The following is a 14,909-nucleotide window of genomic DNA, read 5'->3' as shown; positions in this document are numbered from 1 at the left end:
GGGGTCCAGGGCCTGGTCAGACTGTATGGAGATCCGGGCGCCGAGGCCGCCTCAGACAGATCTGGTCACAGCTTGGTGGTGCCGGGAGCGGCTGACGCTGGCCCTCGCTCCATAGCCTTGGGACATGCGCCGGATGCTGCAGCGATGTGGGCCCCTGGCCCTGGCGATCAGCCTGGGCCTGACCTCTGCTGCATGGGCACAGACAACGGCGGAGCAGCAGAGCTACCAACAACGCATGCGGCTGCTGTTTGAGCGGCTCGATCGCAACAACGACCAACGCCTTCAGCGGCAAGAGGTGCAGGGCCAGCGCTATCTCGAGCGCCATTTCGATCGCCTCGACAGCCGCCAGCGCGGCTATCTCGGGCCGGACGACCTCACACGCAACGATCCCTCCCGGGCCGTGCGCTTCTTTCAGCAGGCCGACCGCAACGCCGATGGCGTGATTGATCGGCGCGAAGCGGAGGCGTTCGCGTGGCTGAGACGCCATTTCGGCCAAGCCGATCGCAATGGCGATGGCCGCGTGGATCCGGCAGAACTGCAGGGCCTGGCCGAACGGCGGCGCGCCTCCTCCTCCACATCCCCCCCATGAACCTGGCCTGGATCGGCTTAGGCGCCATCGGCACACCGATGGCCCTCAACCTGCTGAAGGCGGGCTACGGCCTCACCGTGCACAACCGCACCCCAGGGCGCTGCGCTCCGCTGCAGGCCGCTGGAGCGGCGGTAGCCCCCAGCCCCGCAGCTGCGGCCCGCCAGGCCGATGCGCTGCTCATCTGCGTGAGTGATGACGCCGCCGCCGAAGCAGTGTTGCTGGGCGCGCCCGATCCCGCAGGCGCTGTGGCCGGCTTGCGCCCCGGCTGCCTGGTGATCGATTGCTCCACCATCGGCCCGGCCACCAGCCGCCGCCTGGCGGCCGCTCTGGCCGAGCGGCAGGTGGGCTACATCGACGCCCCCGTGACCGGCGGCACCGAAGGCGCCAAGGCCGGCACGCTCTCGGTGCTGGTGGGCGGTGACAGCCAACATCTGGAGCGGGCCCGACCGCTGCTGGAGGTGATCGGCGGCCGCATCACCCACTTCGGCCCCGTGGGATCGGGCCAGGAAGCCAAGGCGGTGAACCAGGTGCTGGTGGCGGGCAGTTACGCCGCCGTGGCCGAAGCCCTGCAGCTCGCGGAACGGCTCGGCCTCGATCGCCACCAGGTGGTGGAGGCCCTCAAGGGCGGCGCCGCCGGCTCCTGGGCCCTGGAGCACCGCAGCACCCAGATGATCAACGACCACTACCCGCTGGGGTTCAAGTTGGCGCTGCACCGCAAGGATCTAGGCATTGCCCTGGAGGCCGCCGCGGCCCAGCACCTGGAGTTGCCCGTCACCGAACAGGTGGCCGCCATGGAGGATGCCCTGCTCGCCAGCGGCCACGGCGACTTGGATGTGTCGGCCCTGGCCCGTTGGTTCAGAAGCTGAGGGCGGCCCGATCCGCCACCACGCGCACCTGCTTGCTGGCGGCCACGATGCCCTTGGGATGCACCAGCAGCACGGCCCAGGTTTGTGTGCCCGGCAGGTAGGGCGCCTGGGCACTTTTGAAGATGCCCCCACCGCCCAGGGCTTCGAGCTGGAGATCGGGGGTGCGCATGCGCAGCAGCTCACCGGCGGTGACCGGCTTCAGCGAGCCAGCCACCACGGCCCCATCGAGGGGCTCATCGAACACCACGTCCACGTCGTAGCGCTGGCCCGTGAGCACGGCATCGGGGATGAGCAGGCTCACCTGAAGGTCGCTGTCGCCGCTGCGCAGGATCGAGCTCTCCCGGATCACCTCCTGGCTGTTGAAGCGGCTGCCGCCATCGCCGAGCACCAGCTGTTGCTGCGCTTGGAAGCGGAACTGATAAGGACCCTCCCCGCGGCTGCCGGTCACCGAGATCTGAGTGGTGGATCGGCCGTCTTTGAGCGGGGCGCCGGGTTGAACGCTCCAGCTGGCATCCGGAAACTGCTCGCGCAGCAACAAGCGGCGGCGCGCCACCTCATCGGGGTCAAGACCCTGGCCGGGCTCGAGCACCGCAGTGAGCGCCTCAGGAGAGGTGCTGTTGAGGGCCTCCTGCAGGGCCTGGAGGCTGGGGGCGGCCCGCAACGGGGTTGCCGCCCCCAACACCAATCCGGCCAGAGCAACGGCAGCCGGCAGGAGAGGGCGCAACAGCACTGGGGCTCAACCAACAAACGGCCCTTAAGTTAGGCGCGCCTTCCCGCCGCGCCCATGTCCCGCCTGTTGATCGCGGCCAGCGGCACCGGCGGACATCTGTTTCCGGCTCTGGCGGTAGCTCAGGCCCTTCCAGCCGATTGGCAGATCCAATGGCTGGGGGTGCCGGATCGGCTGGAAACAGAGCTGGTGCCTGCCGACATCCCGCTCCACACCGTGAACGCCGGCGGATTACAAGGGCGCGGCCTGGAGAAACTGCTCAACCTCTTGCGCTTGTTTGGCGCCAGCTGGAGCGTGCGCCAGCTGATCCGCCGCGAAGGCATCCGCGTGGTGTTCAGCACCGGCGGCTACATCGCTGCGCCAGCGATCCTTGGCGCCCGCTGGTGCAGCGTGCCTGTGGTGCTGCACGAATCCAACGGCGTGCCCGGCCGGGTGACGAGGCTGCTAGGCCGCTTTTGCACCCACGTGGCCGTGGGCTTACCCCAGGCCGCCGAGCGTCTCCAGGGCTGCCAGCCAAGGGTGACGGGAACGCCCGTGCGGCGGGAGTTTCTGCAACCCGCCGCCCTGCCGGCTTGGGTGCCCGCCGGCTCCGGGCCCCTGCTGGTGGTGATGGGCGGCAGCCAGGGGGCCGTGGGCCTCAATCGCATGGTGCGCCCCGTGTTGCCACGGCTGCTCGCGGCCGGCTGCCGCGTGGTGCACCTCAGCGGCAGCAACGATCCCGAGAGCGGCCAGCTGCAGCACCCCGCCTACGCCGAGCGCCCGTTCAGCGATGAAGTGGCCGGCCTGCTCCAACACGCCGATCTGGTGATCAGCCGCGCCGGTGCCGGCAGCCTGAGCGAACTGGCGGTGTGCGGCAGCCCGTCGATCCTGGTGCCCTTCCCCCAGGCCGCCGACAAGCATCAAGACGCCAACGCCGGTGCCGCCGCCGCCCTCGGCGCCGCCGTGATCGTGTGGCAGCACCCACCGGAGCACCCGGCGCTGGAGCAGGCGATCTGGCGGCTGCTGGGGCCGCGCCTGCGGGGCTGCGATCCAGCTGTGGATCCGCTGCTGCAGCTGCGCGCGGGGATGGAGCGGCTGGCGGTGCGGGATGCGGATCAGCTGTTGGCCGGGTTGTTGATGGAGCTCAGCTCCTGACGCATCGCGTGAAGGATGCGACGGTTATCGCGATGGCTCTGGTAACCCATACGCAGCCAGCTCTCATCAAGCTCATCAAACGAGCGGCAATCCCTCAAAAGAATGCGACGTTGAACTTCCAACACCTCCCGTAGGGGCTGCAATGAACAGGGCTCTCCGTTGCACTCACCACGGATCAGCACATAATTCGCCGCCGATGGCATCGGATTGATGCCTGGCAGGGAAGCAAGCTGGCGCTGCAACCATGCTCCCTCTTGCGATGTCCAACGCTGCACACGCTGGATCCAGGCTTGGTAGCGGCGAGGTTCACGAACCAGCTCTTCGCCCACGGCCGCCGCTATGGCATTCACGGGCCAGGGATCTCGCCATTGGCTCCAGCGCTGCAGCCGAGCCGGATCTGCAATGGCATAGCCCAAGCGCAAACCTGCAATGCTGTACAGCTTGGTCAGACTCCGAATCACAATGAGGTTGGGATAGTTCTCCACCCAAGGAATCAGGGACTGTTGATCTCCCTCTGGAACTAAAGGTAAAAACGCCTCATCACAGATCACCAGCGCAAAGCGTTGCAGCAAGGGCTGCAAAGATGCACGGTCCCAAAGCTGACCAGTGGGGTTGTGAGGGTTGGTGATCCACAGCACGTCTGCATCACCAGCCGAGACTGCTGAATCAAAACCAGACCGCGCCAGGGACCAGTGCAGCGGCAGCGGCCGAGCAGACCAGCGCCCGCCCCAGCAACGCAATGCACGCTTGTAATCCGCAAAGCCCGGTTGCGGAAGAATCGAAACGCCGAGATCAGTGGCGTCGCGAGCAGCCCAGGTGAACAGCTCAGAGGCACCATTGCCAGGCAGCACGGCAAGTGGGTCCACACCATGCACCGCAGCCAAACGGCTGCGCAAGCCAAACGCCTCGCGATCGGGATAAGGCCTGCAAGCTGCCTGGCGAAGCGCACGCCGTAGATAGCCGGGCCAGGCAAACGGCACCAGGGAAGCACTGGCATCCAAGAGCTGCTCAGGCCTGCAGCCGAGGCGACGGGCCGTTGCGTCGAGATTGCCGCCGTGGGTTGCCTGCACCATGAACGGTCCTGGTGCCCACCAGCTAAGAACATCCCCGGTGGATGCTGCGATCCGCAGATATCTCCATAGGATTCGCAGCGCGCCTTGGCCAAGAAGGGGGATGAGATCGAAGACAAGGGCCGGATGGGTCTTGGGCACAGGTCTTGGTCTGCTCGCACTACACACCTGTCCCGTTGCCCAGGCGCAAACGTTCTGCGATCCCGACGAGCAGTTCTTCCAGGAGAAACCCACGCCAGCCACACCTCGAGAGCGGGTGAATGGGATCAACCTCTCCAGCTGCAGCAGTGGCCTGCCCTGCCTCAATCAGGTGCGTGCAGCCATGGCCGCAACACAGCCGCTACCAGCGGCCCATCGGATCGTGAAGCGAGAGCCGCCGTTGCAGCCTTGCCTGCAGTCGGTGCCAACCGCACAGCCTGAACAGTCGTCATCCCAAGCAACAACGCCCACACCGTCACCAACCCCGTAGGCAGCGCCGGCCAAATGGGGTATGAAGCAGCCATCATCCGCAGAACCATCGTCCGCAGGTTGATGAGGAAACCACTAGCTCCCCTTGTGATTGGCCTGGCGAGCTGCTTGATCGGAAGTGGAGCGGCCGTGGCGTCAGAGGATCTCGTGCGGTTGCTGGATGCGAAAGCCTGCACGGGCTGCAAGCTTCAGGATGCCGATCTCACCTTTGCCGACCTGCGTGATGCCCAACTGGCAAAAGCGCAACTGCAACGCGCCAATTTGAGCCGTGCTCGCCTGGATGGGGCGGATCTTCGCGGCGCCAATCTGAGCCACACCACGTTGATGGGTGCCACGCTGCGCGGCGCTGATCTACGGGGCGCACAGCTGAACGGAGCTGATCTACGCGAGAGCGATCTCAGCGGTGCCCTTGTGGATCCCGAGGGGCTGGCCAGCACCCACTGGACAGGTGCGGTTGGCATCACGGCCGAATCGAGCAGCTACGCCGCCATGCACAATGCAGGCGTGGAAGCTGCACAACGAGGGCAGCTGATGCAAGCGGAAGATTTTTTCAACAAAGCGCTCACCAAAAAACCTGATGCTGCTATCACTTGGCTAGCGCGAGGCATCATCCGATCAGAACAAGCACAACTTGAGCCAGCACAGCGTGACCTGCTGTACGCCGCTCAGCTGTTTGAAGGGGAAGGCGATCCAAAACTTGCGAAAGACATCCGTCAAGCCGTGGAACGACAACAAAAAGCGGCGAAAGGTCAGGCTGGCAACGGTTGGGGCAGTCAGATTCTCAGCGGCGCCGCTGGCCTGTTCCAACAGCTTGCGCCACTTGCCGTGAAGTTTTTCGCACCTGTTCCTTTCTGAGCTGAACCATGGCCGCAGAACGCACCTTGATCACGGGACCCAGGAATGGCCGCACGGTGTACCGGTTTAACGGCAAGCCGAACAAGGTCACAGTCAAAACAACGAATCGTGGATACACGATCCTGCTGCGCGGCAACAACGACGCCGGCACAGGCAGCCGTGGCAATGATGTGATCGATGGCGGCTCGGGATTCGACAACATGATTGGCGATCTCGGCAATGATCAGCTCAGGGCTGGAAACACGCAGGCTCGCCGCCAAGATCAGAACCAGCTGCTTGGCGATATTGCGCTCATCAAGGTTGGCGAGGCTGGCGGCGAAGACGAACTTCTGGGGGGATTTGGGTGCATCGACCGCTTGGTGGGAGATAGCCAGAATCTCTATGGCCGAGGCGGGATTGATGATCTCCAAGCCTTTGGCGTGATCACAGAAATGGTGGGCGATGCGCTTGAGCTACAAGCCAGCGCCCAGGGCGCTAATGACATTCTCACAGGCTCCCCTGTGTTCGGAACACGCACCACGATGTATGGCGATGGCATCAGCTTCTATGGGCCAGCTCGCGGAGGGAGCGACCAACTGATTAGCGGCGCCAGCGACGACTTTATGTATGGAGACTATCAATTTGCATTTCCGGCACCATTTGCAACGGATCCATTCATCTTTGACATCTACGATCAGCTCGGCTTTTTCACACCTCCAACCGAAGGCCTACAACCCTTTGTCTACGATCCAATTATTTTCGACCTCTTCAATCAGGACCCAAGCAATTTCGACCCCGATAACGTGCCTGCCAACGCCAAGACAATCACCTTTGACGTACCCGTGATTGGAGAAGATGGGCAATTCAGCGGCAGAACAACGAAAGAAACCTACGTTATCCCCGATCGCACCGTAGACAACAATGCTCCAAAGGGGGGCGCCGACCGATTTGTCTTCAAGACACTAGACGAAGGGAGCGATATTATTTTTGACTTCAATCCCGCCGAAGGCGATCGCCTCGTATTCGCTAATGGGCTCTCCATCAATGAGATCCAAGCACTGGAGAACGGTCGCGACACACGCATTAACTATGGAAACTCGACGATCCTGCTACCATTTTTTACAGGTTTAACAGCCAACGACATCCTATTCAGCACCGATGGCATACAACCCATCGATAACGGAGACTTTGAACCCGTCAACCTTTAAGCCTATGGGTTGCGATCAGCACTATAGATCAATGTTCTAGCGTCACGCGTAGATGGTTGATAACCATACCCATACAGGCCGCCCTGCTCATCGTTGATAATGCGTGGTGTCACCATAATCACAAGCTCGTTCTTCGTGCGATCACCATTCGTGCGCCTAAAGAACTGCCCAATCAAAGGCATATCGCCCAAGATGGGCCACTTGGAGACAACCTGCTGATCTCGCGATGAGATCACACCCGTAAGAATCAGAGTTTGACCATCGCGCACGCGAACACGCCCTGTATCCAACAGCCGATCATTAATCAGATTGATCAGACCACAATTACCAACCTCCTGAGTACCGACCGCTGCCGATATTTCAGGAGACAAGGAGAATGATACAAATCCATTATCATCAACCTTTTCCACCCTGGCCCCAAACGTCAAGCCCGCATTCCCAAAGACAGGCTCACAAAAGTTATTACCATTGATATCCTGCTTTACATTATACGAAGTAACTAACTGGGTTCCAACCCGAACGTAGGCTTCATTTGCCCTCTCTCTTCCTATTTTTCCATCGGATGATATGCGGGTGCTATCCGTGCCCCTTAAATCTGGATTAGAGCCATTAGGTCCATCTCCTTCCTGAAGGATAAGGGTTGGACTCGCAAGAATCTTGGTATTACTTGAAATGATCTGGGCCTGCAAGAAGTCAAAGAATTCTTGATCCGGATAGTTTCTACCAGGATTGGGCCGAGTCGAAAATGGATATTCGGAAGATCTATCCGCATCCGCGAAAGTGCTTCTCGATGCATTACGCGACCGACGCCCAGAACCCGTAGTTTCTTCAGAGGTATTAGTCGTTTCAGCTCGAGATATTTGAACCGAAGATCCAAGTGTCGAGCGAACAATTTCCGTGACTGAATTAGCAAGTGTATTGCTAAGAGATTTACTGCGCGAATCAATAGGCTCCACCCGAAAGACGGTGTTTTCCGCAACAACCTCACCCGCATCATTAAAGATTTTCTCTTGGAAAGGCACAACTTTTGTCCCCGTTTCCCTGGTGAGCTCAAGATTGAGTTCTTCGATCTGCTGCTGAGTCAACGACCTGTCATTACCGACATTCAACTGCAATGAGCGCTGAATACCAGAAGAGCTCCCCGACGTCGATGTCGACTCATTTCCAGTTGAACGCGTCGAATCAGCATCCACCCGAGAACCAGAGTTCCTTCTTGTGACGGAGGCTTGTGCTTGCGAAAATTCCTCACCATTAGCGGGAAGATTTCTGCCAAAAGCCGCAAGAAGACGACCTTGATCATTGACAATGAAATTATTACCAAAACGCAAGGCAAAGCTGTTGTCTATTTCGCTGACATTGCTGAGATTAACGTCAAGGATTTTGACTGACAAGGCAACTTGTCGCTGCCTGAGGTCAAGCTGACGCAAATACTGCTCTGCAATAGAGATCAGTGCAGATTCACCGAACAAGGTAATAGTACCCAACCTCGTATCCGTGGTTGCATTAAGACCTAAGAGAGGGCCAGTTACAGCGCCAAAAGACTCGACAGAAGTAGTTGTTGTTGACGTCGTTGTCTGAGCTGCAGGTGCATTGGAAACAGAATTTGTCTGGCTAACCCCTTGCGAGCTTGCTGTAGTGATAGTATTGGTTTTTGTGACTTGTGCACCGAGATTGGCAAGGTAATCTGCCGCCTGGTCAGGGCCAACCTGGTTCAATCTATAAACCTTAGAAAGTTGAGCACCAATAGATTTGGATAAAACATTAGCGCCAACAAGAATAGTATTTCCCTCCCTTCGAGCTTGGAGGCCAGAAGTCAACAACACGAAGTTAAAGGCTCGTTCATAGGGTTCATTGCGAAATGCCACTGTTACCGGAGTGACTGGCGGCGGTTCCGATGTAGTGGAGCGAGTTGATTGTCCCGAAGTGTTCTGGCCATTCATCTGATTGGCCTGCATATCTGAATAGGCAAAGCCATATCCTCCCATCTGCGCTAACACCATCAAAACATCCCGCGCATTGGCGCCACGCGTTGTCATCGTGACGGGGGGTCCGCTGAGATTGACATAGGCTCGATTACGAATCACCATCGACCCCACTGCCATATCACCCAGCGGCGGTGCAACGGCTCGAGGACGAAGCGGAGGTACGAACGCTGGGGTAGGAACCGGAACAGGCGTGCTCAGATTCGGCCGCGCCGTTTGAACCACAGGCAACACAGGTGCATCAAAACGCAGCACCAGGTTCTTCCCATCACTACTCACCACCGGTGCGGGCACGTCTTGCCCCTTCACAGGGGTCACCTTCAGCTGAAAGAGGCGGCCCGTGCCATCAAATGTGATGCGTTCCATGCCTGAATCAGGCATCGCTAAGGATTGCGGTCCGCTTTTCAGACCGCGAATCCGGTCTGTACGCAATTCACCCAACCAAAGCTTGCCATCACGCTTCTGCTCCAGCGCGCCACCACCACCAACATCTTCAAGAACAAGCTCAATCGCATCGGGCAAGCGCCGAATCTTCAGTTGCACGCCATCTCGCCGCACTTCAGCCTGAGCCAAAGCTACAGGCATCTCCAGAGGTGAAGCCAACAGCAACGCTGACAAACCCATCGCGGGCCAGTGCGACCACGACTGATGCACCACTCAAAACGTCCGAGCCTGACGCATGGTATCGATTTTGACGGCTCACGCCAGTGCCTCGATAGCATCAACAACACAAGAAGAGAAGTCAGCGCTTCTCCGACTTTTTCACGTCAGCTTTTTGAGGAGCCTCTGCATACAATCCAAGATTAATACGAAGCTCAGGCTTTGGCGGCACTGCTTCAGCATTGGCACCAGCCTGCTTTGCCTCTGACTGGTCAACTGTGACCTTAAGATCACTCTGTACAACCAGCAGGCTTAAACGCTCTAAGCTACGCAAAAAAGCCAGGAGTTGCGGACCATTTCCTTGGGCAACCAGCAGCAATGATGTCTTTTGCAAACCTGGCGCCAGCAATGGATCAACGGGGGGAGCAGGATCTTTCTTTTGCTGAGAAGTAGACAGTTTTTTCTGATCCACATCATCTTTTGGGAGCTCAATCAGCGGTTCATAACTCTCCAGCTGTACACCTGTTCGCTGGGACTCAGCGCTCAGTTGCGCCATAAAGGTTTGGATGTCGCCACTACCAGCAACCAAGCCTAAGATTTGACTGCTGCGCAGTTCAGCTTGGCTGCGATCGCCATCCAGCTTTTTCAGCTGCGCTCTGAGCAGCGGAATCCTCTGGCGTTGTTCATCCAACTGCTGCAGCTCTCGTTCGGCCTGTTGCAAGCTCTGCCACTTCGGCCACATGAGAAAAGCACCGAGGCCAACACTGATCAAGCCCGCCATCACCACAGGCAGCCAAAACAACACCTGCTCGCGGCTAACAGGGCTAGCAGAACCACCTTGAAAGTTGGTCATCGCAATACCCCCGCCTGCTCCAAAATCAGTAAGCGTCGGGCCATTCCATCAGCACCCAGCTTCTGCAACAGAGCCAGTTGACGATCAGCCGGGAGCTTGGCAAGTTTCGCGTTGAGTTCCCAGGCCACTGGAGGCACCTCCACAGTGACCTCGCCGTTCTGCGGCTTACCCTTCTCCATGGGTTCACGCACAAGTTTCACCACTTGAACCGAACCCGGCTGAAACAATGGCGTTTGCGACAACAGCAAACTCAGCCCGTTAACCCGGCGAAAAGACTGAGGATCAGTGGCCAATCCCTTCAACAGGAGGTTGGGCCCTTGCACCGTTGCATCAGTAATCTGAATGCCCTTCGGAGTGATCGCAGCCAATTGCGCCAACAGTGCTGATCCCGAAGACACTGCAACCAGACCATTCGCAATCCCTTCGTTACTGCGCTGGATCGCCGTTAAGGCACGACGGCGCTGCTGAGCCTGATTCTCGAGGGTTTGAACAATTCCAGGGATGCCCCGTAACCCCTCCAGTCGCCGATCCAGCTGACCTTCACGTAGCTGCAGCCAGCCCCAGACCAACAACACACTCAGAACAACTCCTCCCCCGAGTGCCGATCCGCGCCCTAGCAGTTGGGTCGCCGGCACAAGTTGCTGACCGTTCCCAGACAAGCCCCGCTCCAGGCGACGCTGCCGCAACAGATCCCAATCCAGATTCCACCAACTGGGCGACTTCATGACAGGTGCTCACCTGCCGCTAAGCCCCAGAGCCCAGCCAGGTCAAGTTCGCTCTCAGTTCCACTGGCCATCCCATCGGGCTTGATCCACCAACCCAAAGCCAACGGGTCGAGATGACAAGGCTTCCACGCCAAACACTGCCGCAGCAGAGCACTAACAGGTTCAATCTGGGCCTGCAGGCCATCCACCGAGACCAGCCACAGCACCTGGGCATCAGCGACCAAAGCCGACCATGGGCCCTCACGCCTCCACTGATCCAAGGCATCAATCAACCGTGAACCCTCGTGGGCAGCCGGCATGGGCCACTCCCCAAAGGGCTCCCCGTTATGGATCGCCAACAGCCAGCTCTGCCTCACACCCAACTCGAGCATCAGCCGCAGCCCAGCAGGCGCATCGGCATGCTCCGGCTGAGGCACCCCTCTCCACACACACACCTGCCAAGGCTCAAGGGCATCCAGGGCAACACCGGCTTGGCTCAACACCTCAATCCATCCCTCCAGCACAGAGCGCCGCGTCGCCACCATCAACGAGCGCGGCAACACTCCAGCCAATGCAGTGAGGCAGACATCCGATCCATCGGCCGGATCGTCAAGCCGCCATGGCAACTGCAGGGCCTCTGCATCCTTCATCAGCTCATGCTCGGGATTCTCCGGCCACTCGGCATCGGGCCATTCGATTACACGCCATGCTGTCGCGGCTCGCGGCAAGACAGCCCGAACACGGGCCCCTGCAAAGCCTCGTTCCACCAACCAATCACCCACGAAGTCACCCAAGGCTTCAGGCTCCTGTGGGATGCCATCACGACACAGGCCTTCCGGTAACACCACCCGTTCCAGCCATCGCAACCGGCGCCCATTCAGCACCAATGCGGTGAGAGCCAAATCCTCGAGCTGAAGAAAAACTCGCCGCGGGAACAGCCAGCTCTGAAGCGGCGCCAGACGATCTTGTACGCCCGCAAGCACCACCGCAGCTCAGCTGCCCACTGCCAGCAAGTTACCGCCAGGGCACGCCGCTGCCCACCGCCTCGCTGATGGTGCGGAAGCCATGGCGATCGAGCTGCTGGCAAATCCCCTCGAGAATCGCCGGCACCAGCTGCGGCCCCTCGTAGATCCAACCGGTGTAGAGCTGAATCAGCGAGGCCCCGGCGCTGATGCGCTCCCAGGCCGACTCCGGCGAATCGATCCCGCCCACACCGATCAGCGGCAGCCCCGGGCCGGCCACCGCCCGCAGGCGGCGCAGCACCTCCAGGGCGCGGGCCCGCAGGGGAGCGCCACTCAGGCCGCCGGCTTCTTCCGCAAGGCTGCGGCCGGTTTGGGCGATGCGGCGCTGCTCGAGGCCTAGGCGGTTGAGACTGGTGTTCACGGCGATCACCCCGGCCAGGCCCTCTTCGTAGGCGAGGCGAGCGATGGCGTCGATCGCTTCGTCCTCGAGATCGGGGGCGATCTTCACTAGCAGCGGCGGGCAGGCCGGCAGCCGCCGCAGACGCTCCACCAGGCGGCGCAGCTGGGCGTCGTCCTGCAGCTCCCTGAGCCCAGGGGTATTGGGGGAGCTCACGTTGATCACGGCGTAATCCGCCAGGGGAGCGAGCAGCTCGAGGGAGGAGGCGTAATCGTCTGGAGCCTGCTCCAGCGGCGTGATCTTCGATTTGCCGAGGTTGATCCCGAGCACGGCCGGGCGCTGGCCCGCGGGCGGGAGCGCCTGGCGCTCGAGGGTGCGGCGGGCCGCCAGGGCGCCGTTGTTGTTGAAACCCATGCGGTTGAGGGCTGCGCGCTCGGCGGCCAGCCGGAACAGGCGCGGCTTGGGGTTGCCGGGTTGGGCGTGCCAGGTGACGGTGCCCACCTCGGCAAAGCCAAAGCCGAACAGATGCCAGATGCCGGCGGCAACGGCGTTCTTATCAAAACCAGCCGCCAGACCCACGGGGTTGCGAAAGCGGCAACCGAACAGGGTTTGCTCGAGGCGCAGGTCGCGCACCTCCAGCTCAGCGGCCAGGCCCGCCAGGCTGCCGCTCACCAAAGGCCAGTTGCGGCGCAGCGACGCCTGACCGAGGGCCTGGAGCGTGAGCTGGCTGAGCTGCTCGGCGTCAGCCCCCTCGTCGCGGCTGAGCAGCGGCCCCACAAAGCGTTGGTAAAGAGCGCCGGTGCCGAGTTCAGCCATCCCGTTGTTGCTCCGTTACACCCGATCCTGACGCGTCCCGCGCCAGACGCCAGCGTCCGTCAGCCCCCGGCTGCACCAACCAGTCGCGCCAGCGCCAGGGTTCATTGCGCCCCTCAAGCTTTTTCAGCGGTTGTTCCACCAGCTGGGCGAGCTCCATCAGGCTGAGGCCGTAGCCACCCTCAGCCAGGCGATCCGCCAGCTCCAGGCGGGTGAGCAGCTGCTGCAGGGCCGGGGGAGCCGCATCCTGCGGGGCTGCTGGCTCAGCCAATGGCTCCGGGGCGCTCACCATCAGGCCGCCGTAATCGCCGTGGGCCAGCTGGGGTTGTTGCCCCTTGGAGAAGGCCACGGCGATGGCGTCGCAGCGGTCGTTATCGGGATCGCCGCTGTGGCCTTTCACGTAGGTGAAGGGGAGGCCGCTCAGGCGGGCGGCATCGAGGGCTTCCCAGAGGTCGCGGTTGAGCACGGGGCTGCCGGAGGCGGTGCGCCAGCCCTTGCGCTTCCAGCCGTTGATCCACTTGCTGAAGCCATCGATCAGGTATTTCGAATCCGTGCGGATCGTGAGGCCCGGATCGCGCGGCAGCACCGCCAGCTTCTCGAGCAGCGTCAGCGCCGCCGTGAGCTCCATGCGGTTGTTGGTGGTGTTGGGCTCAAAGCCCCCAAACTCCTGCACTGAACCATCGCTGAAGCGCAGCAGGCAGCCCCAGCCACCAGGTCCTGGGTTGCCGCTGCAGGCGCCGTCGCAGGCAGCCGCTACCACCACTGGCTGATCGGGCACTGGGCGCTTACCTCCGGGTCCGGTACAACACTCTCCTGACGACGTGCGCCGAAGAGAAACCCCATGCAGCGAACCTACCTTCCCCTGCTGGCCCTCTCCGCGGCTGTGGCAGCCCCAGCTGCTTGGGCTGCAGTCTTCGATGCAGAGCCTGTACCGCAGAACGGCGTTCTCGTGGCAGGGCAAGCCTTAGGGAAAGACCAGTGGAAGCTGGTGGTGCTCGATCAAATCAACAGCAACGCTCCCTGCTGGAGCGCAGCACCATCAGGCGTGATCGACGTCGTGGCTCCGCCAACGAGCGATGTGCACTGCAAGGAATTCACCTCCAGCAGTGGCTACTCGGCGCGTGTTGCTGGAGATGACCTGAGCCGAGGCTGGCGCCTGCGGGTGGAACCATCCGGTCAGCAGCTCGTCCTGGAGTTGATCAACCCAGCGACCGACCTCTCGTTGGTGATTGGTCGTTCACCACGGCGCCCAAGCGGCATGACGGCCTTCAAGCTGGAGCCTGGCTGGTCTCCCGAACGACGCTCTTATCAGGGCAAGCCCCTTCAACACATCTACCTATCTAATGCAGAGCCTTTGGCGGTGTTGATGGCGAAAGCACGCAACAACGGAAACCTGATCGCCCGACCACCGGCCCTGCTGCCTGCTGTGCCAGGCAGCAGCAAGACCGCTCAAGCCCCGGTGTCGCGAGGCAACGGATCCCTGCGGTCCTCCAGCGGTCCGATCGCCCTGCAGGTGATCCCCTACAAGCCCTAGGCCAGCTGAGATAGCGGCCCAAGATCCCTAGGAGGCCTTTTCCTCTGGCTGTATGTTTCTCTTGTGTGAGGAGTGCGGAACACCACTTCCGGGGTCGAAACGAGGACAGACTCCCAGAAGCGTTCCGAACTCAAAGCCCTGCCTTCGGCGGGGCTTTTTTGTTGGCGA

14 protein-coding genes are annotated in these 14,909 nt (G+C 61.0%); 6 read left to right on the top strand and 8 right to left on the bottom strand.

Annotation, left to right across the window (positions count from 1 at the left end; all coding sequences use genetic code 11):
• The first annotated feature begins 124 nt into the window (after nt 1-124).
• Both KUL97_RS12085 and KUL97_RS12080 read left to right on the top strand, forming a co-directional pair.
• A complete protein-coding gene (locus KUL97_RS12085) occupies nt 125-589 on the top strand; it encodes an EF-hand domain-containing protein (protein WP_217797195.1) in 465 nt (154 codons plus the stop codon).
• Entirely contained in the window at nt 586-1,455 is an 870-nt protein-coding gene (locus KUL97_RS12080) for an NAD(P)-dependent oxidoreductase (protein ID WP_217797194.1), read from the top strand. Before KUL97_RS12085 ends, KUL97_RS12080 begins: the two co-directional genes overlap by 4 nt.
• Here KUL97_RS12080 and KUL97_RS12075 read toward each other — a convergent pair.
• A complete protein-coding gene (locus tag KUL97_RS12075; protein ID WP_217797193.1) occupies nt 1,445-2,185 on the bottom strand; it encodes a hypothetical protein in 741 nt (246 codons plus the stop codon). The genes KUL97_RS12080 and KUL97_RS12075 overlap by 11 nt on opposite strands.
• 54 nt (nt 2,186-2,239) lie before the next feature.
• Here KUL97_RS12075 and KUL97_RS12070 point away from each other — a divergent pair, with 54 nt between their 5' ends.
• Nucleotides 2,240-3,316 carry a glycosyltransferase gene (locus tag KUL97_RS12070; RefSeq protein WP_217797192.1) on the top strand — a complete coding sequence of 359 codons (1,077 nt, stop codon included), beginning with the start codon at nt 2,240-2,242 and terminating at the stop codon, nt 3,314-3,316.
• On the opposite strand, the gene KUL97_RS12065 is transcribed toward KUL97_RS12070, so the two are convergent.
• On the bottom strand, nt 3,277-4,389 hold the full coding sequence (locus KUL97_RS12065) for a histidinol-phosphate transaminase (protein ID WP_217797337.1): 1,113 nt from the start codon (nt 4,387-4,389) through the stop codon (nt 3,277-3,279). The genes KUL97_RS12070 and KUL97_RS12065 overlap by 40 nt on opposite strands.
• Before the next feature lie 594 nt (nt 4,390-4,983).
• On the opposite strand from KUL97_RS12065, the gene KUL97_RS12060 reads away from it, so the two are divergent.
• Together KUL97_RS12060 and KUL97_RS12055 are read left to right on the top strand one after the other, a co-directional pair.
• Nucleotides 4,984-5,709: a pentapeptide repeat-containing protein gene (locus KUL97_RS12060; RefSeq protein ID WP_368656156.1), complete on the top strand. Its 726-nt coding sequence runs from the start codon at nt 4,984-4,986 to the stop codon at nt 5,707-5,709.
• Between the two features lie 8 nt (nt 5,710-5,717).
• Entirely contained in the window at nt 5,718-6,896 is a 1,179-nt protein-coding gene (locus KUL97_RS12055) for a hypothetical protein (RefSeq protein ID WP_217797191.1), read from the top strand.
• Between the two features lie 2 nt (nt 6,897-6,898).
• On the opposite strand, the gene KUL97_RS12050 is transcribed toward KUL97_RS12055, so the two are convergent.
• The 6 genes from KUL97_RS12050 to KUL97_RS12025 form a co-directional block, all read right to left on the bottom strand.
• Nucleotides 6,899-9,535 carry a hypothetical protein gene (locus KUL97_RS12050; protein WP_368656155.1) on the bottom strand — a complete coding sequence of 879 codons (2,637 nt, stop codon included), beginning with the start codon at nt 9,533-9,535 and terminating at the stop codon, nt 6,899-6,901.
• A gap of 85 nt (nt 9,536-9,620) precedes the next feature.
• Nucleotides 9,621-10,331, bottom strand: coding sequence for a hypothetical protein (locus KUL97_RS12045; protein WP_217797190.1), 711 nt, complete (start codon nt 10,329-10,331; stop codon nt 9,621-9,623).
• A complete protein-coding gene (locus KUL97_RS12040; protein WP_217797189.1) occupies nt 10,328-11,056 on the bottom strand; it encodes a PilN domain-containing protein in 729 nt (242 codons plus the stop codon). Before KUL97_RS12040 ends, KUL97_RS12045 begins: the two co-directional genes overlap by 4 nt.
• The gene (locus KUL97_RS12035; RefSeq protein ID WP_217797188.1) at nt 11,053-12,021 is read right to left on the bottom strand and encodes a hypothetical protein; all 969 of its coding nucleotides are present in this window, start codon (nt 12,019-12,021) and stop codon (nt 11,053-11,055) included. Before KUL97_RS12035 ends, KUL97_RS12040 begins: the two co-directional genes overlap by 4 nt.
• A gap of 28 nt (nt 12,022-12,049) precedes the next feature.
• Nucleotides 12,050-13,210, bottom strand: a complete 1,161-nt coding sequence (locus tag KUL97_RS12030; protein WP_217797187.1) for a quinone-dependent dihydroorotate dehydrogenase — start codon at nt 13,208-13,210, stop codon at nt 12,050-12,052.
• On the bottom strand, nt 13,203-13,985 hold the full coding sequence (locus KUL97_RS12025; RefSeq protein ID WP_217797186.1) for a ribonuclease H: 783 nt from the start codon (nt 13,983-13,985) through the stop codon (nt 13,203-13,205). Before KUL97_RS12025 ends, KUL97_RS12030 begins: the two co-directional genes overlap by 8 nt.
• A 63-nt stretch (nt 13,986-14,048) precedes the next feature.
• Here KUL97_RS12025 and KUL97_RS12020 point away from each other — a divergent pair, with 63 nt between their 5' ends.
• Complete coding sequence (locus KUL97_RS12020) at nt 14,049-14,741, top strand: DUF3747 domain-containing protein (protein WP_217797185.1); 693 nt, start codon at nt 14,049-14,051, stop codon at nt 14,739-14,741.
• Nucleotides 14,742-14,909: the final 168 nt, after the last annotated feature.

Origin of the sequence: Synechococcus sp. HK05 (genome assembly GCF_019104765.1) — a bacterium.
GTDB lineage: Bacteria > Cyanobacteriota > Cyanobacteriia > PCC-6307 > Cyanobiaceae > Vulcanococcus.
The sequence above is the reverse complement of the archived record's forward strand: the minus strand, read 5'-3'. Positions and strand labels throughout refer to the sequence as shown.

Excerpts from the sequence above, each read along its gene's own strand:
- KUL97_RS12085 (WP_217797195.1), top strand. The coding sequence starts at position 125 with ATGCGCCGGATGCTGCAGCGATGTGGGCCCCTGGCCCTGGCGATCAGC.
- KUL97_RS12080 (WP_217797194.1), top strand. The coding sequence starts at position 586 with ATGAACCTGGCCTGGATCGGCTTAGGCGCCATCGGCACACCGATGGCC.
- KUL97_RS12070 (WP_217797192.1), top strand. The coding sequence starts at position 2,240 with ATGTCCCGCCTGTTGATCGCGGCCAGCGGCACCGGCGGACATCTGTTT.
- KUL97_RS12065 (WP_217797337.1), bottom strand. The coding sequence starts at position 4,389 with ATGGTGCAGGCAACCCACGGCGGCAATCTCGACGCAACGGCCCGTCGC.
- KUL97_RS12055 (WP_217797191.1), top strand. The coding sequence starts at position 5,718 with ATGGCCGCAGAACGCACCTTGATCACGGGACCCAGGAATGGCCGCACG.
- KUL97_RS12045 (WP_217797190.1), bottom strand. The coding sequence starts at position 10,331 with ATGACCAACTTTCAAGGTGGTTCTGCTAGCCCTGTTAGCCGCGAGCAG.
- KUL97_RS12040 (WP_217797189.1), bottom strand. The coding sequence starts at position 11,056 with ATGAAGTCGCCCAGTTGGTGGAATCTGGATTGGGATCTGTTGCGGCAG.
- KUL97_RS12030 (WP_217797187.1), bottom strand. The coding sequence starts at position 13,210 with ATGGCTGAACTCGGCACCGGCGCTCTTTACCAACGCTTTGTGGGGCCG.
- KUL97_RS12020 (WP_217797185.1), top strand. The coding sequence starts at position 14,049 with ATGCAGCGAACCTACCTTCCCCTGCTGGCCCTCTCCGCGGCTGTGGCA.